23 protein-coding genes, 1 tRNA gene and 1 pseudogene are annotated in these 25,507 nt (G+C 46.0%); 15 read left to right on the forward strand and 10 right to left on the reverse strand.

The window, feature by feature from the left end:
* Window positions 1-41: 41 nt before the first annotated feature.
* Together lpxH and NAF29_RS06170 are read right to left on the reverse strand one after the other, a co-directional pair.
* Complete coding sequence (gene lpxH, locus NAF29_RS06165; RefSeq protein WP_251260617.1) at window positions 42-773, reverse strand: UDP-2,3-diacylglucosamine diphosphatase; 732 nt, start codon at window positions 771-773, stop codon at window positions 42-44.
* Window positions 774-778: 5 nt separating this feature from the next.
* The gene (locus tag NAF29_RS06170) at window positions 779-1,276 is read right to left on the reverse strand and encodes a peptidylprolyl isomerase (RefSeq protein WP_251260618.1); all 498 of its coding nucleotides are present in this window, start codon (window positions 1,274-1,276) and stop codon (window positions 779-781) included.
* Window positions 1,277-1,445: 169 nt separating this feature from the next.
* Between NAF29_RS06170 and cysS the strand changes: the two genes are divergently transcribed.
* The gene (gene cysS / locus NAF29_RS06175) at window positions 1,446-2,828 is read left to right on the forward strand and encodes a cysteine--tRNA ligase (RefSeq protein WP_251260619.1); all 1,383 of its coding nucleotides are present in this window, start codon (window positions 1,446-1,448) and stop codon (window positions 2,826-2,828) included.
* Window positions 2,829-2,909: 81 nt separating this feature from the next.
* Here cysS and folD read toward each other — a convergent pair whose 3' ends face one another.
* Complete coding sequence (gene folD / locus NAF29_RS06180) at window positions 2,910-3,770, reverse strand: bifunctional methylenetetrahydrofolate dehydrogenase/methenyltetrahydrofolate cyclohydrolase FolD (protein ID WP_251260909.1); 861 nt, start codon at window positions 3,768-3,770, stop codon at window positions 2,910-2,912.
* A 148-nt stretch (window positions 3,771-3,918) separates the two neighbouring features.
* Between folD and NAF29_RS06185 the strand changes: the two genes are divergently transcribed.
* The 9 genes and pseudogenes from NAF29_RS06185 (at window position 3,919) to NAF29_RS06225 (ending at window position 13,229) form a co-directional block, all read left to right on the forward strand.
* A tRNA-Arg gene (locus tag NAF29_RS06185) sits at window positions 3,919-3,995 on the forward strand.
* Window positions 3,996-4,209: 214 nt separating this feature from the next.
* A complete protein-coding gene (gene tig, locus NAF29_RS06190) occupies window positions 4,210-5,514 on the forward strand; it encodes a trigger factor (protein WP_251260620.1) in 1,305 nt (434 codons plus the stop codon).
* Window positions 5,515-5,609: 95 nt separating this feature from the next.
* A complete protein-coding gene (gene clpP / locus NAF29_RS06195) occupies window positions 5,610-6,221 on the forward strand; it encodes an ATP-dependent Clp endopeptidase proteolytic subunit ClpP (protein ID WP_285817616.1) in 612 nt (203 codons plus the stop codon).
* Window positions 6,222-6,330: 109 nt separating this feature from the next.
* Entirely contained in the window at window positions 6,331-7,611 is a 1,281-nt protein-coding gene (gene clpX, locus NAF29_RS06200; protein ID WP_251260621.1) for an ATP-dependent protease ATP-binding subunit ClpX, read from the forward strand.
* A 143-nt stretch (window positions 7,612-7,754) separates the two neighbouring features.
* Complete coding sequence (gene lon, locus NAF29_RS06205; protein ID WP_251260622.1) at window positions 7,755-10,088, forward strand: endopeptidase La; 2,334 nt, start codon at window positions 7,755-7,757, stop codon at window positions 10,086-10,088.
* 329 nt (window positions 10,089-10,417) lie between these two features.
* Entirely contained in the window at window positions 10,418-10,690 is a 273-nt protein-coding gene (gene hupB, locus NAF29_RS06210; RefSeq protein WP_251260623.1) for a nucleoid-associated protein HU-beta, read from the forward strand.
* A 204-nt stretch (window positions 10,691-10,894) separates the two neighbouring features.
* Window positions 10,895-12,784 carry a SurA N-terminal domain-containing protein gene (locus NAF29_RS06215; protein WP_251260624.1) on the forward strand — a complete coding sequence of 630 codons (1,890 nt, stop codon included), beginning with the start codon at window positions 10,895-10,897 and terminating at the stop codon, window positions 12,782-12,784.
* A gap of 131 nt (window positions 12,785-12,915) precedes the next feature.
* A pseudogene (locus NAF29_RS06220) lies at window positions 12,916-13,128 on the forward strand (transposase domain-containing protein); the annotation flags it as partial.
* Entirely contained in the window at window positions 13,080-13,229 is a 150-nt protein-coding gene (locus tag NAF29_RS06225; RefSeq protein ID WP_251260625.1) for a hypothetical protein, read from the forward strand. The pseudogene NAF29_RS06220 and the gene NAF29_RS06225, both read left to right, overlap by 49 nt.
* 489 nt (window positions 13,230-13,718) lie before the next feature.
* On the opposite strand, the gene fadE is transcribed toward NAF29_RS06225, so the two are convergent.
* A complete protein-coding gene (fadE, locus tag NAF29_RS06230) occupies window positions 13,719-16,175 on the reverse strand; it encodes an acyl-CoA dehydrogenase FadE (protein WP_251260626.1) in 2,457 nt (818 codons plus the stop codon).
* A gap of 160 nt (window positions 16,176-16,335) precedes the next feature.
* Between fadE and NAF29_RS06235 the strand changes: the two genes are divergently transcribed.
* Entirely contained in the window at window positions 16,336-17,103 is a 768-nt protein-coding gene (locus tag NAF29_RS06235; RefSeq protein ID WP_251260627.1) for a class II glutamine amidotransferase, read from the forward strand.
* Here the strand turns inward: NAF29_RS06235 and NAF29_RS06240 are convergent.
* Genes NAF29_RS06240 through purM form a run of 3 tightly spaced genes read right to left on the reverse strand, consistent with a single transcriptional unit; the run spans window position 17,096 to window position 19,550 of the window.
* The gene (locus tag NAF29_RS06240) at window positions 17,096-17,836 is read right to left on the reverse strand and encodes a DUF3108 domain-containing protein (protein WP_251260628.1); all 741 of its coding nucleotides are present in this window, start codon (window positions 17,834-17,836) and stop codon (window positions 17,096-17,098) included. The genes NAF29_RS06235 and NAF29_RS06240 overlap by 8 nt on opposite strands.
* A 23-nt stretch (window positions 17,837-17,859) precedes the next feature.
* Window positions 17,860-18,510, reverse strand: coding sequence for a phosphoribosylglycinamide formyltransferase (purN, locus tag NAF29_RS06245; protein ID WP_251260629.1), 651 nt, complete (start codon window positions 18,508-18,510; stop codon window positions 17,860-17,862).
* Window positions 18,507-19,550 carry a phosphoribosylformylglycinamidine cyclo-ligase gene (purM, locus tag NAF29_RS06250; protein ID WP_251260630.1) on the reverse strand — a complete coding sequence of 348 codons (1,044 nt, stop codon included), beginning with the start codon at window positions 19,548-19,550 and terminating at the stop codon, window positions 18,507-18,509. The genes purN and purM overlap by 4 nt, the downstream gene beginning before the upstream one ends.
* Window positions 19,551-19,769: 219 nt before the next feature.
* Here purM and NAF29_RS06255 point away from each other — a divergent pair, with 219 nt between their 5' ends.
* Both NAF29_RS06255 and hda read left to right on the forward strand, forming a co-directional pair.
* Complete coding sequence (locus NAF29_RS06255; protein ID WP_251260631.1) at window positions 19,770-20,810, forward strand: DUF2066 domain-containing protein; 1,041 nt, start codon at window positions 19,770-19,772, stop codon at window positions 20,808-20,810.
* Entirely contained in the window at window positions 20,810-21,547 is a 738-nt protein-coding gene (hda, locus tag NAF29_RS06260) for a DnaA inactivator Hda (RefSeq protein ID WP_251260632.1), read from the forward strand. The genes NAF29_RS06255 and hda overlap by 1 nt, the downstream gene beginning before the upstream one ends.
* Here the strand turns inward: hda and NAF29_RS06265 are convergent.
* The 3 genes from NAF29_RS06265 to bepA all read right to left on the reverse strand — a co-directional run bounded on the left by NAF29_RS06265 (window position 21,544) and on the right by bepA (window position 23,965).
* Window positions 21,544-21,954 carry a DUF2069 domain-containing protein gene (locus tag NAF29_RS06265; protein WP_251260633.1) on the reverse strand — a complete coding sequence of 137 codons (411 nt, stop codon included), beginning with the start codon at window positions 21,952-21,954 and terminating at the stop codon, window positions 21,544-21,546. The two genes, hda and NAF29_RS06265, sit on opposite strands and share 4 nt — an antisense overlap.
* A gap of 69 nt (window positions 21,955-22,023) precedes the next feature.
* The gene (arsC, locus tag NAF29_RS06270; protein WP_251260912.1) at window positions 22,024-22,377 is read right to left on the reverse strand and encodes an arsenate reductase (glutaredoxin); all 354 of its coding nucleotides are present in this window, start codon (window positions 22,375-22,377) and stop codon (window positions 22,024-22,026) included.
* A gap of 100 nt (window positions 22,378-22,477) precedes the next feature.
* Window positions 22,478-23,965, reverse strand: a complete 1,488-nt coding sequence (bepA, locus tag NAF29_RS06275) for a beta-barrel assembly-enhancing protease (protein ID WP_251260634.1) — start codon at window positions 23,963-23,965, stop codon at window positions 22,478-22,480.
* Between the two features lie 137 nt (window positions 23,966-24,102).
* Between bepA and NAF29_RS18480 the strand changes: the two genes are divergently transcribed.
* Complete coding sequence (locus tag NAF29_RS18480; protein WP_432763226.1) at window positions 24,103-24,321, forward strand: sulfurtransferase TusA family protein; 219 nt, start codon at window positions 24,103-24,105, stop codon at window positions 24,319-24,321.
* A gap of 45 nt (window positions 24,322-24,366) precedes the next feature.
* Window positions 24,367-25,446: an AI-2E family transporter gene (locus NAF29_RS06280; RefSeq protein ID WP_251260635.1), complete on the forward strand. Its 1,080-nt coding sequence runs from the start codon at window positions 24,367-24,369 to the stop codon at window positions 25,444-25,446.
* Window positions 25,447-25,507 lie beyond the last annotated feature (61 nt).

Consider the following 25,507-nt stretch of genomic DNA (forward strand, 5'->3'; position numbering starts at 1 on the left):
GAAAGAGCTGAAGAAATGGCAAAGACACGTAAAGTTTAGGTTTAAAGAGGGAGTTCGATAAAGTTCATTGTGCCATCGGGAGTGCATGCAAGCACATTGCCTGATGAGAACCAGTCACCTAACACAATGCGTGTAGCAGGGGACTCGTCTAAAGAAAATTGGTGAATAGCCTGACGGTGAGTGTGGCCATGAATTAAGGTCAACACCTTATGTTGGCGCATTTGCAAACTAACTTCTTCCGCCGTGACATCCATGATCATTTCACTTTTCATCGATTTGGATGATTTGCTTCGACGTTTTAGTTTTTCAGCAATTTTTGTGCGGACAAACAACGGCAGATTGCACATGAACAGTTGCCACCACCATGAACGGCTGGTTTTACGAAATGCTTGATAGTCCACATCGAGGGTGCAAAGTGTATCGCCGTGCATGATGAGAGTTGGTGTGCCATATAAATCGACAACAGAATGTTCATCGAGCAGCGTACAGCCGGTTTCGCGACTAAAGCGTTTGCCTACTAAGAAATCTCGATTACCCCCGATAAAGAACAATGAAACGCCTGAATCGGAGAGTTCTTTGAGTGCATTTTTAACGATTTTAACCGCATCTGTAAGGTAGTCATCTCCAACCCAGTAATCAAATACATCGCCGAGTAAATATACGGCGTCGGCTTGACGAGCTTGTCCCGAGAGAAAGTTGACCAGCGCCCTGGTAATATCCGGGCGCTGGTCACTGACGTGCATGTCCGATAAAAAGTAGATAATACCGGACATTGGCCTTATACCTCTACAACTTCAGCAGAAGTGACTAATACTTCTTCAGTTGGGACATCTTGATGAAAACCGAAGTTACCGGTTTGTACTTCTTTAATGCGCTCAATGACGTCCATGCCTTCAACAACTTCTGCAAATACACAGTAACCCCAGCCTTGGACAGATTCATTTTTAAAATCCAAGAAAGTGTTGTCTGCAACGTTAATGAAGAACTGCGCAGATGCTGAGTGAGGATCTTGCGTGCGTGCCATTGCCACCGTGCCAATCTTATTACTCAAACCGTTGTTTGCTTCGTTACGGATTGATTCATTTGACTCTTTCTCTTCCATGCCTGCGCTGAATCCACCGCCTTGGACCATGAAGTTATCGATCACTCGGTGGAAAATAGTGTTGTCATAGAATCCGTCTTTTACATAAGACAAGAAGTTCGCGACGGTAATAGGTGCTTTGTCTTCAAACATTTTAAGTTTGATATCACCGAAAGTTGTATGCAGGACAACCATAGAAAAATACTCTTTAATCTAAACAAGGACGCGAATATTACCCCAATCGACCTAAATAGTTAAAGCCCGAAGCTGATAATTAAGTTGGGGGGCGGTAAAGCTGTTGCTTGAGCCAAAGCCAGTGTTAAAATGCCGGCTAATCTATCAAGAATAAGGCCGAGGAGCCCAAGTGCTGCAGCTTTTCAATACGTTAACGCGACAAAAATCCGATTTTTCACCGATTAATCCGCCACATGTTGGTATGTATGTCTGTGGCGTTACCACTTACGATTTCTGTCACATTGGTCACGGCCGCACGTATGTTGTATTCGACATACTAGTGCGTTACTTGAAGTTTAGCGGGTATCAGGTGAACTACGTTCGAAATATTACGGACGTGGAAGATAAGATTATCAAGCGAGCGAATGAAAATGGTGAAGGCTATGAGCAAGTCGTCGATCGCTTTGTGGCAGCCATGCACGAAGATTTTGATGCACTTGGCATTGCTCGTCCTGATATTGAGCCCAAAGTGAGTACGTCTATGGACGCTATCTTGAAGCTCATTCAACGCCTAATTGACCGTGGTCACGCCTACGTGGTGGACAATGGCGACGTATTGTTCGATGTATCTACATTCGATAGGTACGGAGCCCTAAGCCAGCAAGACCTTGAAATGTTGCAATCTGGCTCTCGCGTTGAAGTGGATGAGTCCAAAGATGATCCGTTGGATTTTGTGTTGTGGAAGTCGGCAAAACCGGGTGAACCATTTTGGGAGTCTCCATGGGGACAAGGGCGTCCGGGCTGGCACATTGAATGTTCGGCCATGACGATGGAGCATTTAGGAGAAGAGTTTGATATTCACGGTGGCGGCTCTGATTTGACCTTTCCTCACCATGAAAATGAAATTGCTCAATCATGTTGTGCCACGGGTAAAGACTACGCCAAAGTTTGGATTCATGGCGGAATGGTGCAAATTAATTCTGAAAAGATGTCTAAGTCATTGGGCAACTTCTTTACCATTCGAGACGTGTTAAAAGTGTATCCTGGCGAAGTGATTCGCTTCTTCTTAATCGGGTCCCAATATCGCACGCAGTTGAATTATAGCGAAGACAATCTGAATCAAGCTCGTCAGAGTTTAGAACGTTTATATACATCTTTGCGAGGTGTAGAAATTGTAGATGTTGAGATTGAAGGCACATCGTGGGCGACACGTTTTAGAGCTGCGATGGATGATGACTTAAATGTGCCTGAAGCAATGGCAGTGCTGTTTGAACTGGTGCGTGAGCTTAATCGAGCTAAAGAGCAACACAGTTCAGACGCGGCCGAGCTTGCGTCTATTTTACGTCAACTGGGAGAAGTGCTGGGTATTTTGCAGCAAGACCCGGAAGCGTTCTTGCAAGGCGAAGGGAATGAAGGTGAAGTGGCTGAGATTGAAGCGCTTATCGAAAAACGAGCGCAAGCTCGAATTGATAAAGATTGGACAGCAGCAGATGAAGCTCGTGATGCATTAGCGGCGCTCAATATTGAACTTGAAGATGGCGCGGGTGGCACGACTTGGCGCCGAAAGTCTTAATCATTATGAGTGTTGAATAAGCATCCCATAAAAAAAGCGACCGAGAGGTCGCTTTTTTTATGGCCGGGAAATCACGTTCAATCACTTTTTATCGTGATAGGTTTCCGCAGCGATTAAGGTGTTTTCGATCAAACTGGCAACGGTCATTGGGCCAACGCCACCAGGTACCGGCGTGATAAAGCCTGCACGCTGTGCAGCTACTTCAAAATCAACATCTCCTGCAAGCTTGCCGTTTTCTAAGCGGTTAATGCCCACATCGATCACGATTGCACCTTTTTTAATCCACTCACCTGGAATGAACGCAGGTTTGCCTACCGCCACAACGACTAAATCAGCTTCGCTAACATGTTTTTGTAAGTCTTTCGTGAAGCGATGACAACAGGTAGTGGTGCAGCCAGCAAGCAGAAGCTCCAACATCATTGGGCGACCCACAATGTTTGACGCTCCGACGACAACCGCATTTAAGCCGTGAGTTTTTTGGCCAGTGGACTCAATTAAGGTCATGATGCCTTTTGGAGTGCAAGGTCTTAGCGCTGGAATACGCTGAGCCAAACGTCCAATGTTGTATGGATGAAAGCCATCCACATCTTTAAATGGAGCAATACTCTCTAACACTAGCTCGGAATTGATGTGCTCTGGCAATGGTAACTGCACCAAAATTCCATCTACTTCGTCATCTGTATTGAGCGTTTCAATCAACTCGAGTAAATCTGCTTCGCTTGTTTCTTCAGACAAATCATAGGAGCGAGATTTAAACCCCACTTGTTCGCACGACTTGCGCTTATTGCCAACATAGACTTGAGAAGCCGGATCGGCTCCCACTAGAATCACTGCGAGGCCTGGAGCGCGAAGGCCGTTTTCGATACGCTTAGAAACCTTCTCAGCGACACTTTGTTTTAAATTGGCGGCAACAGTTTTGCCATCAATGATCTGTGCGGACATAGGGAGCAACAATTGGTTTAACAAAAATATAGCGCCATTGTCGCAGAAATAGTGTCTCTTAGACAAACAGAAAAAGCGTTTGACGGCACCGTTTCTCATCGCTATTATCGCCGCCTATTCAATGGACTGTAAAAGTTCAATTGCTTAAGACCCCATAGCTCAGCTGGATAGAGCATCTGCCTTCTAAGCAGACGGTCGCAGGTTCGAATCCTGCTGGGGTCGCCATTCATTTGCGCTAGACCACATTTATTAAGCGAATTTCCTGCTTTGAGCTCTCGACTCACTCAATTGTGATCGCTATAATGTTGCGTCAATTTTTAACCGAGCATATATTGCTCAACCCATAACGCATAAGCGTGAGGCTTTGAACGACTACGAATTTAGAGTTGTTGAGTCTCCGAAGCGGCCAAAAAAGGCCGAATGACTGAGGTATTATCGAATGCAAGTTTCTGTTGAGACGACTCAAGGTTTAGAACGTTGTCTAACGATCACCGTACCGGCTGAAAAAGTCGATTCCGCTGTTCAAAGCCAATTACGCCGCATGGCTAGCGATAAAAACCGCCGTGTGCCTGGCTTCCGTCCTGGTAAAGTGCCAGTAAGCGTGATCACCAAAATGTACGGTCCTAGCGTTCGCCAGGATGTTGTGGGTGAAGTTGCACAACGTAGCTACGTTGAAGCAATCATCGCAGAAAAAATTAATCCAGCGGGCTCACCACGCCTTGAGTTGACTGAGTCAACTACAGGCACAGATTTACAATTTAAAGCAACGGTTGAAGTTTACCCAGAATTTGAAGTTGCTGGCGTTGATAAAATCGAAGTTGAAAAACCAGTTGTAACGATTGGTGAAGCAGACTTAGATGACATGATTGAAACACTTCGCAAGCAAAATGCTGAGTGGGAAGACGTGTCACGTGCAGCGGCAGACGGCGACAAAGCCAACATCAACTTTGTTGGTAAAATCGACGGTGAAGAGTTCGAAGGCGGCAAAGCTGACGCATTCGATATCACAATCGGTGGCGGTCAAATGATTCCGGGCTTTGAAGACGCAATCATCGGCGCAGAAGCGGGTAAAGAAGTTGTTGCAAATGTAACCTTCCCAGACAACTACCACGCTGAAAACTTGAAAGGCAAAGAAGCAGAATTCGCAATCACTGTGAACTCAATTCAAGGCCAAATTCTCCCTGAAATCACTGAAGAATTTGTTAAAAAATTCGGTGTCGAAACAGGTGATATCGCTCAGTTGCGCGAAGAAGTGAAGAAAAACATGCAGCGTGAACTTGATCAAAACTTGAAAACTCAAGTGAAAGAACAAGTGATCGAAGGCTTAGTATCTCAAAACGAAATCGACCTTCCTAGTGCGTTGATCACGCAAGAAATTGATGCGTTACGCCAACAGGCAATGCAACGTTTTGGTGACCAAGCTAAAAATGCTCCAGAATTGCCCGCTGAGTTGTTCAAGGAACAAGCAGAGAAGCGCGTGAAAATTGGTTTAGTTTTAGGTGAATTCATCAAAGCAAACGAATTAAAAGTTGAAGATGAGCGTGTTGAAGCGCAAATCGCAACCATGGCTTCTGCCTACGAAGATGCAGATCAAGTGATCGAATACTACAAAGGTAACGAGCAGTTGATGGAGCAAATGCGTAATGTTGCTTTAGAAGACCAAGCAATTGATGCTTTATTAGCCAAAGCGAAAGTCACTGAAGTAGAAAAATCTTTCAAAGACGTGATGCAACCTGCGCAGTAAGTCAAACCGATTGACGAAACTGCCTGCTTAGCGCCTATAATGGCTCGTGTGTAATCCGCACGAGCCATTTTTTTTGGACAAGGAGAATGTACTGAATGTCTGACATGATCGAATCCCCTATGAATGCTTTGGTTCCTATGGTTGTAGAGCAAACCAGCAAAGGCGAGCGCTCGTACGATATTTATAGTCGCTTACTTAAAGAGCGTGTTATTTTTTTGGTGGGGCAAGTAGAAGATCACATGGCCAACTTGATCGTGGCGCAAATGTTGTTCCTCGAATCAGAAAATCCAGATAAAGATATTTATTTATATATTAATTCACCGGGTGGTTCTGTGACTGCGGGTATGTCAATTTACGACACCATGCAGTTTATCAAACCAAACGTGAGTACCGTATGCATGGGCCAAGCGGCTAGCATGGGAGCTTTCTTGTTAGCCGGTGGAGAAAAAGGTAAGCGTTATTGTTTACCAAATGCGCGTGTCATGATTCACCAGCCATTGGGTGGCTTCCAAGGACAAGCGTCAGATTTTGAAATTCATGCGAAAGAGATTCTTTCCATTAAAGAAAAATTGAATCGTTTGTTATCAGAACACACCGGCCAAGATTACGACATTGTTGCCAATGACACAGATCGCGACAACTTTATGAATGCACAGCAAGCTGTGGATTATGGCCTAGTAGACGAAGTGTTGACCAAACGTTTGTAAGTTTCTTGATTTAGCGAGCCTGCATTCTAGTTGAATTTAAAGTACACTCAACTGAAATAGCTGTAAGCACGTTAAAGAAAAGAACGTTAGAAAAGTATCCGAGGTTTAAATGTCTGATTCTCGCAGAGGCGGAAGTGACGGCGACAACAAGCTGTTATTCTGCTCTTTTTGCGGCAAAAGCCAGCATGAGGTTCGAAAACTCATTGCTGGCCCATCAGTATTCATCTGTGATGAATGCGTAGAGCTGTGTAATGATATTATCCGCGAGGAAGTGAAAGAGCTTGCTCCGCGCAAAGACGCCAGTTCATTGCCGACACCTCATGAAATCCGTGACCACCTCGGTGATTATGTGATTGGCCAAGAGCACGCCAAAAAAGTATTGGCCGTTGCGGTTTATAACCACTACAAGCGTCTCCGTAATGGCGACACTGTGGATGGTGTTGAGCTCGGTAAAAGTAACATTCTATTGATTGGCCCTACCGGTAGCGGTAAGACCCTCTTGGCAGAAACACTTGCACGTTTGTTGGATGTGCCATTTACCATGGCTGATGCAACAACGTTAACCGAAGCGGGCTACGTGGGCGAAGATGTTGAAAACATCATCCAAAAGTTATTGCAGAAATGCGATTACGACGTAGAAAAAGCGCAGCGTGGTATTGTGTATATCGATGAGATCGACAAGATTTCTCGCAAGTCAGACAATCCATCGATTACGCGTGACGTCTCCGGTGAAGGCGTACAACAAGCATTGCTAAAATTGATTGAAGGCACCATTGCTTCTGTTCCGCCTCAAGGTGGTCGTAAGCACCCTCAACAAGAATTTTTGCAAGTTGACACCTCTAAAATCCTGTTCATTTGTGGCGGTGCATTTGCTGGCTTAGATAAAGTTATCGAGATGCGCACCGACAAAAATACCGGCATTGGTTTTGGCGCTGAAGTTAAAAGCAAAGACGAAAATCGTTCGTTGTCCAAAACCTTTGAGGATGTTGAACCAGAAGATTTGGTGAAGTATGGCCTGATCCCTGAGTTCATCGGTCGTTTGCCTGTTGTTGCAACGCTGACAGAATTGGACGGCGACGCGCTGGTTCAGATCTTAAAAGAACCTAAAAACGCACTCACTAAGCAATACAATGCATTATTCTCATTGGAAGATGTAGAGCTTGAGTTCCGCGATGATGCGTTACAAGCCATTGCCAATAAAGCAATGGATCGTAAAACCGGTGCGCGTGGCTTACGTTCGATTGTTGAACATGTGTTGCTTCATACAATGTATGAGTTGCCCTCAATGGATAACGTCACCAAAGTGGTGGTTGATGAGTCTGTGATCAAAGGCGAATCTGATCCAATTTTGATTTATGAGAGTAATGATAAACAGGCTGCTTCGGAATAGCTCGAACAGATCTGATTAATTAGTAATCAAAGAGGGAGCTGATGCTCCCTTTTTTTTGCTTTTGAGATGACTAAGTGTTTAAAAGTCTTAGTTTGTCCCCATATGCTTTGTAACGGCTAAGCAAATTCTCTGGAGAATGCCCTATGGTGCAAGAGCACTCCGATTTACTCGAAATCCCAGTTTTACCTCTACGTGATGTTGTGGTTTACCCACACATGGTCATTCCTTTATTCGTGGGTCGAGAAAAATCCATTCGTTGCCTTGAAGCTGCAATGGAACATGACAAACAAATTTTTCTAGTAGCACAAAAAGATGCTACTACCGAGGAGCCTGAAAGCTCTGATGTGTATAGCGTTGGTACCATTGCCTCTATATTGCAGTTACTCAAACTGCCAGATGGTACGGTCAAAGTACTCGTTGAAGGCAGCCGACGTGCAGCCATTGATTCATTTCATCAAAATGAACCTTTCTTCAGTGCATCGGTGACTGAAGTGGCCGAGCAAGAGCCAGACGAGCGTGAGCTTGAGGTGTTGATTCGCTCGACCATCAATCAATTTGAGGGCTATGTAAAGCTCAACAAAAAGATTCCGCCTGAAGTATTAACGTCGTTGCAGGGGATCGAAGAAGCCTCACGCATGGCCGATACTATGGCGGCTCATATGCCGTTAAAGCTTGATGATAAGCAGAAAGTTTTAGAACTCGGTGACGCCAAAGAGCGCCTTGAGTTCTTAATGGCGATGATGGAATCTGAAATCGATCTGCTGCAAGTGGAGAAGCGTATTCGCTCTCGTGTGAAGAAGCAGATGGAAAAGAGCCAACGCGAGTATTACCTCAACGAACAAATGAAGGCGATTCAAAAGGAACTGGGTGATCTTGAGGATACGCCTGACGAATTTGAAGCCTTAGTGAAGCGTATTGAAGACGCGCAAATGCCAGAGGAAGCGCGCGATAAAACACAAGCTGAATTGAATAAACTGAAAATGATGTCTCCGATGTCTGCAGAAGCGACTGTGGTCCGAGGTTACATCGATTGGATGTTGAATGTTCCGTGGAAAAAACGCAGCAAAGTTAAGAAGAATTTAGCGCTGGCTGAGAAAATACTGAATCAAGACCACTACGGTCTCGATAAAGTGAAAGAACGCATTCTTGAGTATCTAGCGGTACAAAGCCGAGTGAACAAACTCAAAGGGCCAATTTTATGTTTAGTTGGACCTCCGGGAGTTGGTAAAACTTCATTAGGGCAATCCATCGCTAAAGCAACAGGGCGTCAGTATGTGCGAATGGCACTGGGCGGGGTGCGTGATGAAGCTGAAATTCGAGGCCATCGTCGGACTTACATCGGCTCGATGCCGGGTAAGTTGATTCAAAAAATGTGCAAAGTTGGTGTTAAAAACCCACTGTTCTTGCTCGATGAAATTGACAAAATGGGCTCTGACATGCGCGGCGATCCATCGTCAGCATTACTTGAAGTGCTCGACCCTGAGCAAAACAATGCGTTTAACGACCACTACATGGAAGTTGACTACGACCTGTCGGATGTCATGTTCGTTGCTACGTCAAACTCAATGAACATTCCTGCACCATTGCTCGATCGGATGGAAGTCATTCGTTTATCGGGCTACACCGAAGATGAAAAGCTCAATATTGCGCGCCAGCATTTGTTGAGCAAGCAAGTGAAGCGCAATGGCTTGAAAGAGCATGAAATTGAAATTGAAGATTCAGCCATCATTAGTATTATTCGCTACTACACACGCGAAGCCGGGGTGCGTAATCTCGAACGTGAAATATCGCGCGTTTGCCGCAAAGCTGTGAAGTCGATACTGCTTGATAAAAGTTTGAAGAAAGTGCAAGTCACAGCCGATAACTTGAAAGAATTTATGGGCGTACAACGCTTCGATTTCGGCAAAGCTGATGATGAAAATAGCATTGGCCAAGTGACGGGCCTCGCGTGGACTGAAGTGGGCGGCGACTTGCTTACCATTGAAACCACGAGCGTGCCAGGCAAAGGCAAGCTAACCTATACCGGATCGTTGGGCGAAGTTATGCAAGAGTCGATTCAAGCGGCCATGACCGTCGTTCGTTCGCGGGCCCAAAAGCTTGGTATTGCAAATGATTTTCATGAGAAACGTGACATACACGTGCATGTACCAGAAGGGGCCACTCCTAAAGATGGGCCAAGTGCTGGTATTGCAATGTGTACTGCGCTTGTTTCTACGCTTACCGGTAATCCTGTGCGTGCTGATGTGGCAATGACGGGAGAAATCACACTTCGCGGAGAAGTTTTACCGATTGGTGGTTTGAAAGAAAAGCTGCTGGCTGCGCATCGTGGTGGTATAAAACGCGTATTGATTCCTCATGAAAATAAACGTGATCTGGAAGAAATTCCGGACAATGTTAAAGCAGACTTAGAAATTCATGATGTTCGTTGGATTGATGACGTACTGAAACTTGCGCTTCAGAATGCGCCAGATGTTTAGCACGTCAATATATTAGAGTGCTCAAAAATGCGGCTTTTAGCCGCGTTTTTTGTTTATTGGCCATACTATTTATGCAAATTTGACCTTGCTCTCAAATTTAATTGAAAAAAGTTAGAATAAAGACCTTCCAAGATGATTTTCATGTGATAGCCTAAGTCCATTCTAGCAATTAGGACTCAAAGCCAGTGGTTATGCGGCCTAGAAAGGAACGATTTTCGTTTTTTTGAGCTTGAATCTTAAAATTAGGCTTGATATAAAAGCTTGCGCAGGCCACCGACTAGGGAATAAAACTAACGGTGGTCGAGATAAAAATCAAAGGGGATGTAAACGTGAATAAATCTCAACTTATCGACAAAATCGCTGCCAGTGCAGATATTTCTAAAGCTTCTGCTGGTCGTGCTCTGGACGCTTTTGTAGATTCAGTTTCTGAGTCATTGAAAGATGGTGATCAAGTAGCTCTAGTTGGCTTCGGTACTTTTACTGTTCGTGAGCGTGCCGCTCGCTCAGGTCGCAACCCACAGACGGGTGAAACGATCGAAATCGCAGCTGCTAAAGTACCAGCATTCAAGCCTGGTAAAGCTCTGAAAGATGCAGTTAACTAAATTGCATTTGCAGTTTTAATACTGCAATGAACGAAGGTCGAATTATTCGGCCTTTTTTTATGTCTGTTTCGCACGTGGTCTTACTATGGTCGAAACATCCCATGTGTTAATATGCGGACCGAGTTTGAGCCGATGGTCGGCCAAACCATATATATTTTTCCAATCAAGCTTTTGATTCAGGCAAAAATCCGCAAGAGAGAAACCATGCTTGAAAGAATTCGTGAAGGATCACAAGGCACAGTAGCCAAAGTGATTTTGGGCGCAGTTATTCTGTCGTTCGCATTGGCAGGTGTTGGTAGTTATTTAGGCCAACCTGCAGAGTCAAACGCAGCCATCGTAAATGGCGAGCGTATTTCAAACCAAGCTTTAGAAGGTGCGGTTAGAAATGAACGTGATCGTTTGAAGCAACAATTTGGTGATAACTTTGATCGTGTTGCAGCAAATCCTGCATTCATGGAGCAAGTTCGCGCTTCCGTATTAGACCGTCTCATTACCGAAGTGCTGTTAGATCAGTTGGTAATTGATTCTGAACTTACGGTAGGTGACGACCAAGTTCGTCAGGCGATTCGCGAAATACCATCGTTCCAAGTTGATGGTCAGTTTTCAAATGACCGCTACATGGCGATCATTAATGCCCAAGGCTATACGGCCGCAAGCTTCCGAGAATTCATGCGCAGCGATATGTCACGCCGTCAATTGGTGACTGGTGTGCTCGATAGTGAATTTGTATTGCCAGGTGAACTGACCCGAGAGCAAAGTTTGTTGTCGCAATCACGCAGCATTCGTTATTGGACGGTAGACGTTGAAGCTTTGTCTAAAGACGTGATTCCAACCGAAGAGCAAGTTCAAGCCTATTATGATGCGAACCAATTTGCTTTTAACCAACCAGAAATGGTATCGGTTGAATTTATTGAATTGAATGCCGCTAAATTGTCGGAAAAATCTTCCATTTCCGATGAGGATGTAGAGGCGTACTACAACACAAATATCGAGTTGTATCGTACCAGCGAGGAACGTCGCGCATCTCATATCTTGTTAGCAAATGATGAAGATGGACAAGCAACGGCGAAGAAAATTGAAGCGGAGCTGGCAGCAGGAGCTGATTTTGCGGCACTTGCTGAAGAATACTCTGCGGATACTTTTTCATCGCAAAAAGGCGGTGATTTAGACTGGTTTGCTCGCGGTGTAATGGGCGATGAGTTCGACGCTGCAGTATTTGCCCTTGAAAAAGAAGGCGCAGTGAGTGGCGAAGTTGTGACTCCATTTGGTTTGCACATCATTAAACTCACCGGCCTGCGACCTTCTGTAGCGAAACCTTTGTCAGAAGTCGCTACAGAAATCAAAGAAGATCTGATCCGCAACGATGGTTTGGAGCAGTACTATCAGCTGCAAGAAGAAGTGACGAATTTGGCATTTGAAATTCCAGATTCGTTGAACGAACTTGCTAGCCAAACAGGCCTTGTGGTTCAGTCTAGTGACTTATTTAGCCGAAATGCAGCGCCAACATTGCTTGCGGATGATCGCGTTCAGGCGGCCATATTCTCTGACGAAGTGTTACGTGATGGTCTAAACAGCGATCCGATTGAGATTGGTGAAGGTCACTTAATGGTTGTACGTTTGAAAGAGCATCAACCCTCTCACATCAAACCACTTGATGAGGTTCGCTCTGATGTTGCACTGGCTGTTGCTGCTGAAGTAGGTACCGCTGAAGCGAACGTGAAAGCTGACCAGATGATTGCTACTCTGAAATCTGGTGAGCAATTGATTGTTGATGCGGATGCACCTGTTCAGGTTCAAACAGAGGCCGACTTTAGCCGTAATAGTGTGGCGTTGAATCCTGCCGTTCGTGATCGCGCATTTGCAATGGTGAAACCTGCAGAAGGCCAAAGCACTTACGATAAAGTAGTAGGACGCGGTTTTGTTAGCGTAATTGCGCTTGATGAGGTGAAAACTGACACCGCTGACGTGGCCGACAGTGCTCTTGAGCAACGCCTGCAACAGCAAGCCACTCAGCATGCCTATGTAGAGTTGGTGAATACCCTGCGTGCAAGCGCTGAAATTGAGTATCCTAAATTGGTTGTTGAACAACAATAACGTTGCGATAACCCATGTGGAAAAAGGAGCCTGAAGGCTAATGCCGATCAGTTAACGACAAACTGATCGGTTGACCGATCTTCCCAAGGCTCTATAAAGGTCTTAGCTGCTTCAGTTAGGACCTTTTTCTTCTGCAACTGACAACCGCGCTGGCGATGGCCAATGGCTATGCCCCAAACACCGAAGAGCCCGGTCAACTCTCCGATATACTCTGCCCTGATTTTATCAATCAATGCCTCGAAACCCGTGGTGTTGCGACCGTTAGAAAACGCCGAATTCCGTGAGATATGGCAGTGTGGACCGTCATTGCGATGTCGCTGTACCGGCAAGAGCCGGTTTGGAGCTCGGCTTGTACCCCAATCAATTAAGCTTTACCACCAGTGCAGCAGCGATTATCCACTTAATATATGGCTTTTGGCTCGAAGCGGCTGGCACCATCCCGTAGCGAATCAATCACCTACTTGATGAAACGTCACATCACGTTCTACCGCCGAAAAGCGAAGGTAGAATTTACCCTAGATGCGTGAAGCACAGGGCGCGGAAATACCCCAATAAGAAAAATGCCAGTCAGCTTAACTGACTGGCATTAGCCTGAAGGCTCCTTTTTTATGTCTGTGTGACAGTCTTTATTGGTCTGGGTGAGTACAGCCGTTGTCTTGCTCATACACGCCTAGGGATTGCTAAAGCTCAATCAGAGTTCATCAGTACATTCGTTACACGGTATAGGTGATCCTGACTCAGGGGCGATGTTGGGTGTGGAATAGTGGAAGTGGCGTTGTTGATGCCAGAATTTAGCCGTTGATGGGCGCAAGGGCTAATACTTCACGGCATGCCTAGCAAGCGACGTATTGCCATATAGAGAAATACCTTGGGACAAAAAAATACCAGCCTTGCGGCTGGTATCGGGGAAAGCTTAATAAGGTTGGGGGAGTTATTAAGCTGCGTTTTGAGTACTGTTCTTTACGATGGTCGATTTATCGGCAACAAGTTCATCGGGGTCGAAATCATCCACATTGATTGCTCGCATGCGGCCTTTTTCTGCACGGCGAAGCAACTCTGCTTCAGTATCTGAAATCACGCCCATTTCTAAACCTTCTGCTGCGATCTTATCCAGCCACATAAATGCCAATTTCTTTTGCTTTGCCTTTGCTACTTTGGCAACGATAGGCTCGGCGGCTAGTATGTCTTTGAGCGCGGTTTGTAGTGCACCCACTGGGTTATTGTCGCAGTCCGTAAGGAAGCTCATCACACCTAAGCGATCGCGCGTTTCGCCAGGAATCATGGAGAGCTTAGCAATTTTATGGTCTAAGGTATCAGAAGGGCGCTTGGCATGGCCTCCAAACGGCATAATGAGCGCTTTCATCACCCCCCCCACACCTGCCACGGGGAAGTTGTTTAAAAGCTCCTTTAAAGATGACTCTAAGCGGTAGAGCGAATCTTCAATGGTCCACTGAACCAAAGCCAAGTCTTCGGCTGGGCGGCCGTCATTATCAAAGCGTTTTAATACAGCAGATGACAAATAGAGTTCACTGAGTAAATCACCCAAACGCGCAGAAACGCGTTCACGACGTTTCAACGACCCGCCCAGAGTGGCCATTGAGATATCGGATAATAAAGCTAAGTTCGCTGAATAACGGTTCATGCGTTTGTAGTATTTTGCCGTTTGGTCAGCGTATGGTGAACTTGAGAAAACTGAGCCGCCAATACCAAACCAAAGGCTACGGAATACGTTACTTATAGCAAAACCAATATGGCCAAAGACGGCGTTATCAAAATCGGATAGAGCTTGGTTTGCATCTTTAAGGCTGGCGGCTTCCATCTCAGCAAGGACGTATGGATGACACCGAATAGCCCCTTGACCATAAATGATCATTGAACGCGTGAGAATGTTCGCCCCTTCAACGGTAATGGCGATAGGCGCTCCTTGATAGCCTCGCGCAAGGTAATTTTCGGGCCCCATGCAAATGGCTTTGCCACCGTGTATATCCATGGCATCAATCATGGCTTTTTGACCGCGGTCGGTCATGTGGTATTTCACAATCGCTGAAATAACTGAGGGCTTTTCACCTAAATCAATAGCAGTGGTGGTGAGCGTTGATGCCGCGTCCATCATATAGGCAGCTCCGGCGATGCGAGCGAGGGGCTCCTCAATACCTTCCATTTGACCAATCGGAACTCGAAATTGACGGCGCACTCGCGCATAGGCACTGGTTGCCATTGCTGCCATTTTAACGCCGCCTGTGGTGTTTGAGGGAAGGGTGATCCCGCGACCCACAGACAAACATTCAACGAGCATGCGCCAACCTTGGCCTGCCATCTCTTTGCCACCAATAATGAAATGAATGGGGACAAATACATCTTCACCGCGTGTTGGGCCATTCTGGAATGGCACGTTCAGCGGAAAGTGACGACGACCGATCTCTACGCCCGCAATATCAGTGGGGATAAGCGCACAGGTAATTCCTAGGTCTTCTTGGTCACCAATGAGGTGTTCTGGATCGTACAAGCGGAATGCCAAACCAAGCACAGTGGCTACAGGCGCCAGCGTTATATAGCGTTTGTTCCACGTCAGGCGCATCCCCATCACTTGTTTGCCTTCCCACTCACCCATACAGACATGGCCAGAATCTGGAATCGCGCCAGCATCTGAGCCTGCTTCGGGGCTGGTAAGTGCAAAACATGGAATTTCTTGACCTTGCGCCAGACGAGGAAGGTAGTGGTTTTTTTGATCTGTGGTGCCGTAGTGTTGCAATAATTCACCTGGGCCGAGAGAGTTAGGCACACCAACAGTACTGGCAAGAACACCGCTGATACTCGCGAGCTTCTGCAAGACACAGCTTTGCGCATAAGCAGAAAACTCTAAACCACCATATTCTTTCTTAATGATCATGGCGAAGAAGCCATTGCTTTTTAAGTATTCCCAAATTTGAGGGGGGAGATCCGCACGCTCATGCGTGATTTCAAAATCATTGGTCATCTGACATACAGTCTCGACAGGACCGTCTAAAAAGGCCTGCTCTGCATCGGTCAATTGAGGTTTTGGGTAGCTATGAAGCATCTTCCAATTGGGAGCTCCACGAAACATTTCTCCTTCCCACCAAGTGGTTCCTGCAGCAATGGCATCGCGTTCAGTGGAAGACATTTCGGGCATTATTTTGCGGTAGGCATTGAGCATATTTTTGCTCATCAGCATTTTTCGTAATGCCGGAGTATTGAATACGGTTGCGAGTACAGCAAAAATGACAATACTCATCGGTCCGATAATGGCGTAGAAGTAACCTGCAGCCATCCAAGCGGCAATGGCGATCGTGGTGACGATAAGTCGGCTGCGGTGATAAGAAAAGACACCAACAATGGCGAACAATCCGATAATCCAGAGTAAGACGTTCACGAGAGAACTCCTTGGTTATAGTTATTTTTAGTGGTCAGACCTCTTACGAGTTGTGTCTATTAATAGATCATTCACTCGCTGTGATCAAGTGAAAATGCTTTTCGATGGGTTACTATGTTTACCTTTGTGAGCTGTCGCGAGAATCTTCAAGAGTTACTTTATGTGTGAATTACTCGGCATGAGCGCCAATGTCCCAACAGATATTTGTTTTAGCTTTTCTGGTTTGATGAAACGAGGTGGGGAAACGGGTCCACACCGAGATGGCTGGGGAATTACCTTTTATGAAGGTAAAGGCAGTCGTACTTTCAAAGATCCCGAACCTAGTTGCCGCTCTAAAATTGCTCAATTGCTTGAACAATATCCAATTAAAAGTTGTGCTGTAATCGGGCACATTCGGCAAGCGAACCGTGGTGGAGTGAATCTACAGAACACGCACCCTTTCGAGAGAGAGCTGTGGGGGCGAAATTGGACATTTGCTCACAATGGCCAGCTCACTGATTATCGGGCGTTGGAGGTAGGGGCTTTTATGCCCGTGGGCAATACCGACTCGGAGTTGGCATTCTGCTACCTATTGGGGCAAATGAAAGATAGATTTGCTAAAGCCCCTCGGAACCCGGTGACACTGGCCCGATTTTTGGCCAAGCATGCAGATGTACTTCGCCAGAAGGGAGTCTTTAACATGCTATTGACGGATGGCACGTTAATGTTTGCCTATTGCACCTCAAAGTTGCATTGGCTAACGCGTAAAGCGCCGTTTGGTAAAGCGCATTTGGTTGATAGTGACTGGGAAATCGATTTTTCACAAGAAACAACGCCTACTGATGTGGTGACGGTGATTGCCACAGAACCACTGACTAAAGACGAACCTTGGAACAAGATGGACACCGGCGAATGGCTGATGCTTAAAGATGGGGTGCCGGTTAGTTAGAGGGCTCAGGTGTTTGAGTTGGAATGTCGATGTGTTTGAATTGTGCAAGCCTTAAGTCGGCTTGCTCTTCCCCTTCTTTGGCTTGCCATATCCGTGCAACAATAAAGTCGTGGTCTTTGGAAAGCCAAACGAATGTCTCTCGCTTTTTGTTCGAACGAATACGTTTTAATTTCACGGTATGGATTTCACCAATAGGTAACTTGAGTAATTCCTCGCCAACGACTTCAAACTTGTAATCACGTCGGCCACCCTTATACAAAACCGGGTATTCGAGTTCTTTTTTACCTTCTGCAACATCAATTCGCATCTGTAACTGATAGCCTACCGGATCAAGCAGATCTTCAGTCCATTTGGTTTTCAGAGGGTAGTCGTCTTGTAACTCAACCAACGACTGATCGCCGTTATTAAATATCAGATGACTTTCTTTGTTCGGCCCAGTTCCTGTGCGTTCATATTGATATTCCAATGAATTCACATTGCCCGCGTCTGTCATGGTAAGCCAGCTTTGCTCTTTTCGCTTATCGCTTAAAATAAACCATTTGAGTTTACTCTCGGTGCAGAAGTACATGCGGCCGTCGGGTCTTGGGTAAAATGTGCGTTTTCCTGTACCGACTTCGCTGCCGTTTCGGAACACTTTGTAATTGCTTTGGAAGGGAGTGAAAGAAATGGACGTGTCAGCAAAAGCGTTCGGTATGATACAGAAACAGCAAGCTGAAATAAGCCAGTTGCGCATGGCACGTCCTCTAAAGTGAATGATTAATCAGCAGCGTAACCGTCTTGGGGCAATCGCTCGCCGTCCATCTCTGCAGTACCATCCACCAGCTTTACACGACCACTCGCGAGCCACTGAACAGTAAGAGGGAAAATTCTATGTTCTTGTTCTAAGATTCTATCTTGCAGCAATTGTTCCGTATCGTCTTCAAAAATTGGCACTTTTGCTTGTAAGATCACAGGTCCTCCGTCTAATTCTTCAGTGACGAAGTGAACCGAGCAACCGTGCACGTCATCGCCCGCTTCAATCGCTCTGCGATGGGTATGAAGTCCAGTGTACTTAGGCAACAATGATGGATGTATATTGATCATTTTGCCACTAAAACGGCGGACAAATTCTGGCGTTAGAATTCTCATGAATCCGGCTAACACGATCACATCGGGTTCAAAGCTATCAATTAAGCCAGCGAGAGACTCGTCGTAGTCGTCTCGGCTGCTGAACATTGTATGGTCCAATACTTTGGTTGGAACGCCCGACTCTGCGGCACGTTCTAATCCAAAAGCTTCTGAGCGGTTGGAAATGACCCCAACCACATCACCATCAATTTTGCCATCGTTGGCATGATCCAAAATCGTTTGAAGATTTGAACCGCTGCCTGATATTAGCACGACAATGCGTGCATTGGAGTCAATCATGAATTGATCTCTACTTGTTCCTCACCGTCTGCTGCATCTGCAATTTCTCCAATGTGCCATGCGTGTTCGCCTTGGGCATTGAGAATGTTTAAAGATGCTTGCAGTTGGTCTTGAGCAACAGCAATCACTAATCCAACACCACAGTTAAAGGTACGGTACATCTCGTGTGTTTCAACATTACCATTCTCTTGTAACCAGTTGAAAATTTCTGGCCACTGCCAACTATTACCGTCAACAATTGCTTTTGTGCCTGATGGAAGAACACGTGGAATGTTTTCCCAGAATCCGCCGCCTGTAATGTGGCTGATGGCATGCACATCAATTTGCTTGAGCAATTCGAGTACTGATTTTACGTAAATACGAGTAGGTGTCAGTAAGGCATCACCGAGCGTTGCATCACCGAAGGCTGCAGATGTATCGGCGCCAGAGACTTCTAGAATTTTACGAACCAATGAATAGCCGTTTGAATGCGGGCCACTTGAACCCAGAGCAATAAGGGCATCACCTGCACCAACTTTAGTACCGTCGATGACTTTGGCTTTTTCAACTACGCCAACGCAAAAACCTGCAATGTCGTAATCTTCGCCTTCATACATACCTGGCATTTCAGCTGTTTCACCACCTATTAAGGCACAGCCCGACAGTTCACAGCCAGCGCCAATACCTGTCACAACATCTGCGGCAGTGTCAACGGACAATTTCCCAGTGGCATAGTAATCAAGGAAGAACAGAGGTTCTGCACCTTGAACAATTAAGTCGTTGACACACATTGCAACGAGATCGATGCCAACGGTGTCATGCTTGTTTAAATCAAGCGCTAAGCGTAGCTTGGTTCCAACACCATCGGTGCCCGCTACCAATAATGGTTCATTATAACCCGCAGGGATTTGGCACAGTGCACCAAAGCCACCCAAGCCACCCATCACTTCCGGACGAGCAGTGCGTTTTGCAACGTGTTTGATTCGATCAACCAGCGCATTACCTGCATCAATATCAACGCCTGCATCTTTGTAACTTAGGGACGGTTTGTTGTCGCTCACTTAATAACCTCAATCGCACATGCCAAAAAAAGACGCGATATTCTACCAATACCACCGCGTCTACGGAACCATTGTTAGGCGTTAATACAAAAAATAAACAAACTTTGCTCAATAATAGCTAGATCTCACTTTCGATCATAATGGATCTCGTCACCTTTATCTGGAGTTGCTACTATAAATGCCGTTGTTATTAAAACTATTGCTCGACAAGGAATTATCGTGGGTCGAACTGTTCGAATTTTGTGCGTTCTTTTGATGGTGTGTCCTTTCTGGGCGTCTGCTGTTGAAGTCGCAAATTTATACACTGCTCGTGTGGATGCGAAGCTCAAGCTCAACGACGGCTTGGCGCAAGCTTTTGATCAAGTCATCGTTCGCAATTCAGGCCACCGAGATTCATTAGCCAATGTGCTGGTCTCTCAGCAGCGCTCCAAAGTGAAAGATTATCTCGTTCAATATGGCAACATTGATGAAGGCGGAAAGCGCTGGTTAGAAGTGGCCTTCAATCAAGAAGCGATTGATCGTTTGCTCCGACAAGCGAATCTGCCAATTTGGGGAAGCTTGCGCCCCATGACCATTGTCTGGTTAGTGGAAGAAGAAAATTTTAAACGCGAACTGTTGAATGATCAAAGTCCGATTTTACAAGACTCTGAATTGAAAGTGGCTGCACGTAGTCGCGGAGTGCCTTTGATGCTGCCGCTGCTTGATTTAGACGATATCTCGACGGTTGACCCTTCTGATATTTGGGGCCAATTTCCAGGGCCTGCGCGTCAGGCCTCTGCTCGTTACAGCGCTGATCAAATGGTCATGGCGAAGTTATTTTCCATTGGAGCTGAGCAATATCAATTGCAGTGGAGTGTCTACGACTTGTCCGGAGGGCCACTCGATGTGCAGCCCGCTTGGATGAGCAATGCGCTCACAGGTGACAAACAAACCTTGATGATGGAGTGGCTGGAGCAAATGGCCGATGAGTTTGGCGCTCACTTTGCCACTCAAACGGGGCTTGTCGCAGCAGACAGTGTACAGGTGATTGTCTATAACCTTAGCGATTTAAAACGTGTACTTGAAGCAGAGTCGAGCCTTGCCGGAATGGCGATCGTGTCGCAAGTCGAGTTGCAACAAATCGACGGTAACCAGGCTGTATTCAATGTTAATTTGCTGGGGCCTTCGGATGACTTTTATCGGGCGTTAGAACTCGACAAACGTTTGGACGCTTTAGAGGTGGCTCCAGAAGAGTTACCGAGTTATATGTGGAAATATTAGTGCATGATTGCATTGGCGATGACGCGGTTGAATTGATGACTTCTATTCCTGATCAGTTGCCTCTGGCAATTCAACTTCCTGATGATGAAACCTTTGCTAGCTTTTGGTTAGGCGGCAAGGAGGCGGCTGTGTCTTCTTTGCAACAAGGCTTGAATGCCGATTCTGGCGGCTTTTTGTATTTGTGGGGGCAAAGCGGCTCTGGAAAGAGTCACTTGCTTCATGCTGCGATGAATTGGTGTGCCAGCTGTCACCAACTCAGTAGCTACATTCCATTGCAACACTCAAATCAATTATCGCCAGAAATGCTCGATGGTCTCGAACAAATGCACCTAGTGTGTCTGGATAATATTGACATGATCGCTGGGGACATGAGGTGGGAAGAGGCTATTTTTGATCTGTTCAATCGTATCAAAGAGCAGGGTAGGTTATTGGTGATCACCGCATCCGCTGCTGCTCGTCATGTGAATATTGAATTGCCAGACTTGATGTCGCGTTTGGATTGGGGGACGAGCTATCAGCTATCGAGCCCCGGTGATGATGAAAAGTTATCGATACTACAGCTTAGAGCGAATGCTAGAGGACTTGTTTTGTCCGACGATGCTGGGCGATTTCTGCTTCACCGAGCCAGTCGAGGCATGTCTGAACTATGGCAAACACTTGCTCGACTCGATACTGCATCTATGGCGGCTCAACGTAAGTTAACCATTCCATTCATTAAAGAAGTGTTGGGGTATTAGCCTTTACCTTGAGGTTTCTTCTTCTTTAGGCCCAACCCAAGTTGGCGTCCGCGCCACCTCGCATAGAAAATTGACCCGACTAACCACATCGACACCAATATAAATTCTACTGCGGCTAGATACCTTTCGGCAGGTTCAGTGTAAAACTGAACAAGCGCGTGAGTGACATACAAACACGCAACAAATGAGCTCCAAGCATGTGTGTAGGGATTCGCTTTAATCATCCCTTTGAGTGGGAATATCAGGGGGATGAGCCACAAAATGGCCGTGACCGTTGGATTCACATGTGGATGAGGGGAGAGCCAAATTTGCCAGCATAGAATCAAGACGATGAGACCGAAGTAGCCGATTTCAGCGCAGCGTCTGGCAATTAAAACGTTTTTTGGATTGGCTTCAGTGTCAGTCATAATCGGCTTTACCCTGCAAAAATTTGTATCGCGCGCAGGGTAAAGCTCAATGCACCCTAGTGCAAGAAGTTAATCGATGATGGTGAGAACATTTTCGGGAGGTCTGCCAATGACGGCTTGTTCACCTTTCACCACAATAGGACGCTCTAACAGTTTAGGTGTTTTGGCAATCGCATTAATTAGAGCTGCGTCAGAGAGTGATTCATCCGCTAAGTTTTGTGCTTTATATTCAGCTTCTTTAGTGCGCATTATGCCACGAGGGGCAACATGTAGCATATCAGCAAGATGCTTGATTTCATCCGGTGTTAACGGTGTTTTTAAATACTCAACGATTTCAGGTTGCACACCATTTTGTTCTAATAGGGCGAGCGTTTCGCGTGACTTAGAACAGCGAGGATTGTGGTAAATACGATATTTGTTCATCCGTTTTGTTCGGCTTGCGCCGCCTACATTTCCTAAAAAGAGCACAGTTTATGCCACGTCAGCGAGCAACTCGCAAGTTCCTCAGAAGTGGCACGATGAGCTATAACGTTTTCAGTCGCGCTAATTCATTTCGATACTGACGAACTTTCGCTTCCAGCTTGACTACTTCGATATTGTCTTTGACCGGCGTGGCTCGTAAGGCACGCTCTAACATGGCGATGGCTTGTTCATATTGCGCCATGAGTGCATAGCCATCCGCTTTGGCGCTGTATTGCTGCCCTGTATTGCCAATTTGAGAGTAGGCATCGCCAATGAGTTGTATGGCGAGCAAATCATCTGGACGGCTTTGACGATATAGCTTAAGTATCTCAATAGCTTCTTCTGATTTTTCTTGCTCGATCAATATATTGGCGTAGTTGAGAGCGATGACTTGGTTATCTGGCATGTAGCCGTAAAAGCCTTTGAGCCTTTCCTCGGCTTTTTCCGGTTGTTTTAATTTCATATTGATGTCGGTCAGAGAGTCGACGAGAAATAAGTTGCGAGGGTACTTTTTAGCTAATGGAGTAATTGTCTCTAGTGCTGCTTTGGCATCATTATCGTCAAACTGAGCAAGCGCTAGACCGTACAACGCTGCATCCTTATTAATGTATTCTTTGCGAGCGATTTGCTGCTCTAGACGTTGAATGACAGCTTTTGAGCTTCTTCCGCTGTAGCGGGCTTCAATTCGGGCTTTGGCAAATTGGTAATCAATATTTTGGGGGTAAGCCTTGCGCGGAAATTGCTGCGCGCGAAGTTGAGCATCAGCCACACGGGTTTCGGGGACAGGGTGAGTCAATAGAAAAGCGGGCGGTTTGCTTGCGAAGCGATACTGCGCTGCTAACTTGCCAAAGAATTCTGGGGCTGCATACGGGTCGAAGCCGGCTGCGACTAAGGTTTGCATTCCAATTCGATCGGCTTCCGCCTCGTTCTTACGAGTAAAGTTAATCGACATTTGTTGCGATGCTGCCAAGGTGGTTTGCAACGCAGCAATACCTGCTTGTGGCGCTAAAACTGTAAGTAAAATAGAGCCTAAAGTGGCGCCAATGGTTGCGGCTTGCATATCCATTTGGCTTTCCATTCTTCGTGCCAGATGGCGTTGATTCACGTGAGCGATTTCATGCGCGAGTACAGAGGCTAATTGACCCTCTGTATCGGCATTCATAAACAGCCCAGTATGAACACCTACATGGCCTCCAAAAAATGCAAAGGCGTTAATATTTGGATCTTTAATGAGAAAGAAGGTGAAAGGGTGAACAGGCGTTGAGCCCGCTGTTACGAGCTTGTATCCGACGGATTCTAAATATTCTTGCAAGGCTGGGTCTTGAAGCAGCGGGTAGCTTCCTCGGATTTGGCGCATAGTGATGTCGCCTACATCGCGCTCTTTTTCAAGCGTGAGTGCTGAAAGGCCAGCGGTGCCAATGTCTGGAAGGTTGTTTCCAGTTGATATGCTGTGCGCTGAGTGAACCACAAGCGCTGAACCGATGATCGCGAATCCCACGTTTCGTAGGGCTTTGACGGACTTTTTAAACAGGACTACCGATTTCTGCACCAAGTCTTTCCTTGTTTTTATGATTATACTCTGCAATTAAGAGTTCTCTCAGTTTAACGCGTTGTGGCTTTAAAACGCCATCGTATGGCCTGAGAACAGTTTGAAATTATAACTTATACGGTCAGACCAGTGAAAGTGTGGAAAAGTTTCTAGATTTATCCGATTTTAGGTGTCCTTTAGCATTTGTGCGATGTAAAGCAGCTCTTTTGAAGCTGCCTATAGGGCATTCTTTACACGTTGTTTTAGCCGATCCTTCGAGTATTGAAGATATTATTGATTGGGCAGTGAGGCATTCGTTGCATTATGAGCGAGTAAAAACTCATAATGGGGTTGAGCTGAGGTTCAGCCGAAGCTGAAATTATAGTCGTGAAAAGTTGATGGCGTTTGGAGCGTAAGTCGTAATGTTCAATATGTTAAATCGCTGGTATCAGAGAAAGTTTTCTGATCCCGCCGCAGTAAGCTTGTTCATGATTTTATTGAGTGGCTTTTTAGTTATTTATTTTGGGGGTGCATTACTTGCCCCTATTTTATTGGCATTAGTATTAGCGTACGCCCTGGAGTGGCCGGTAGAGCGGTTGGAGGCGTGGGGAGTTCCTCGTCGTTTTGGAGCTACAATTGTGCTGCTTGCATTCGCTAGTATTGTGCTTTTAGGAGTGCTGATTTTGGTGCCTATAGTATGGAACCAAAGTGTCAATTTAGCGCGTGAGCTACCGACCATGGTGGAAAAACTTCAGCACACAATGTGGGACTTACATTCAGCTTACCCTGAATATGTGAGCAGAGAGCATCTCGATGGTGTGACCCACAACGTTCGGGATTCTGTCATTGAGTACGGTCAAACGTTTTTATCAACCTCGTTGCAGTCACTCGTGAGCGTTGTAGCGTTACTGATCTACGTGGTGGTTGTGCCGTTATTGATGTTCTTTTTCTTAAAAGATAAAGATGAACTTATTCAAGGTATTAGTCGTTTTTTGCCTGCCAATCGCCGATTAGCCAACCAAGTGCGCGATGAAATGAACGCGCAAATTATCAACTATATCCGCGGTAAAGTGCTTGAGATCTTAATTGTAGGTATCACCACGTACATCTTCTTTTTCATCATAGAACTGCGTTATTCGGCATTGCTAGCTGTACTCGTAGGGCTGAGTGTGTTGATTCCCTATGTTGGTGCGGCGTTGGTGACGATTCCTATTGCTGTGGTTGGGCTATTTCAATGGGGGGCGACCGCTGATTTTGGATATTTGATGCTCGGATATGGGGTCATTCAGGCGCTCGATGGCAATTTACTAGTGCCCATCTTGTTTTCTGAAGCGGTCAATCTTCATCCTGTTTTAATCATTATTGCGGTATTGGTGTTTGGTGGGCTTTGGGGGTTCTGGGGCGTGTTTTTCGCGATTCCATTGGCCACCTTAGTTAAAGCTGTGATTAACGCATGGCCTACAAACGCGGATGAAATATTAAGCGAGAAACAGCAAGAGTAGATAAAACTGCACTGGCAGTATTTGATTAAAAAAGCGACCTGTAGGTCGCTTTTTTAATGGG

Source organism: Echinimonas agarilytica, assembly GCF_023703465.1.
GTDB lineage: Bacteria > Pseudomonadota > Gammaproteobacteria > Enterobacterales > Neiellaceae > Echinimonas > Echinimonas agarilytica.

Excerpts from the sequence above, each read along its gene's own strand:
- folD (WP_251260909.1), bottom strand. The coding sequence starts at position 3,770 with ATGTCCGCACAGATCATTGATGGCAAAACTGTTGCCGCCAATTTAAAA.
- NAF29_RS06170 (WP_251260618.1), bottom strand. The coding sequence starts at position 1,276 with ATGGTTGTCCTGCATACAACTTTCGGTGATATCAAACTTAAAATGTTT.
- lpxH (WP_251260617.1), bottom strand. The coding sequence starts at position 773 with ATGTCCGGTATTATCTACTTTTTATCGGACATGCACGTCAGTGACCAG.
- clpX (WP_251260621.1), top strand. The coding sequence starts at position 6,331 with ATGTCTGATTCTCGCAGAGGCGGAAGTGACGGCGACAACAAGCTGTTA.
- lon (WP_251260622.1), top strand. The coding sequence starts at position 7,755 with ATGGTGCAAGAGCACTCCGATTTACTCGAAATCCCAGTTTTACCTCTA.
- NAF29_RS06240 (WP_251260628.1), bottom strand. The coding sequence starts at position 17,836 with ATGCGCAACTGGCTTATTTCAGCTTGCTGTTTCTGTATCATACCGAAC.
- NAF29_RS06235 (WP_251260627.1), top strand. The coding sequence starts at position 16,336 with ATGTGTGAATTACTCGGCATGAGCGCCAATGTCCCAACAGATATTTGT.
- arsC (WP_251260912.1), bottom strand. The coding sequence starts at position 22,377 with ATGAACAAATATCGTATTTACCACAATCCTCGCTGTTCTAAGTCACGC.
- tig (WP_251260620.1), top strand. The coding sequence starts at position 4,210 with ATGCAAGTTTCTGTTGAGACGACTCAAGGTTTAGAACGTTGTCTAACG.
- NAF29_RS06215 (WP_251260624.1), top strand. The coding sequence starts at position 10,895 with ATGCTTGAAAGAATTCGTGAAGGATCACAAGGCACAGTAGCCAAAGTG.
- NAF29_RS06265 (WP_251260633.1), bottom strand. The coding sequence starts at position 21,954 with ATGACTGACACTGAAGCCAATCCAAAAAACGTTTTAATTGCCAGACGC.
- NAF29_RS06280 (WP_251260635.1), top strand. The coding sequence starts at position 24,367 with ATGTTCAATATGTTAAATCGCTGGTATCAGAGAAAGTTTTCTGATCCC.
- clpP (WP_285817616.1), top strand. The coding sequence starts at position 5,610 with ATGTCTGACATGATCGAATCCCCTATGAATGCTTTGGTTCCTATGGTT.
- purN (WP_251260629.1), bottom strand. The coding sequence starts at position 18,510 with ATGATTGACTCCAATGCACGCATTGTCGTGCTAATATCAGGCAGCGGT.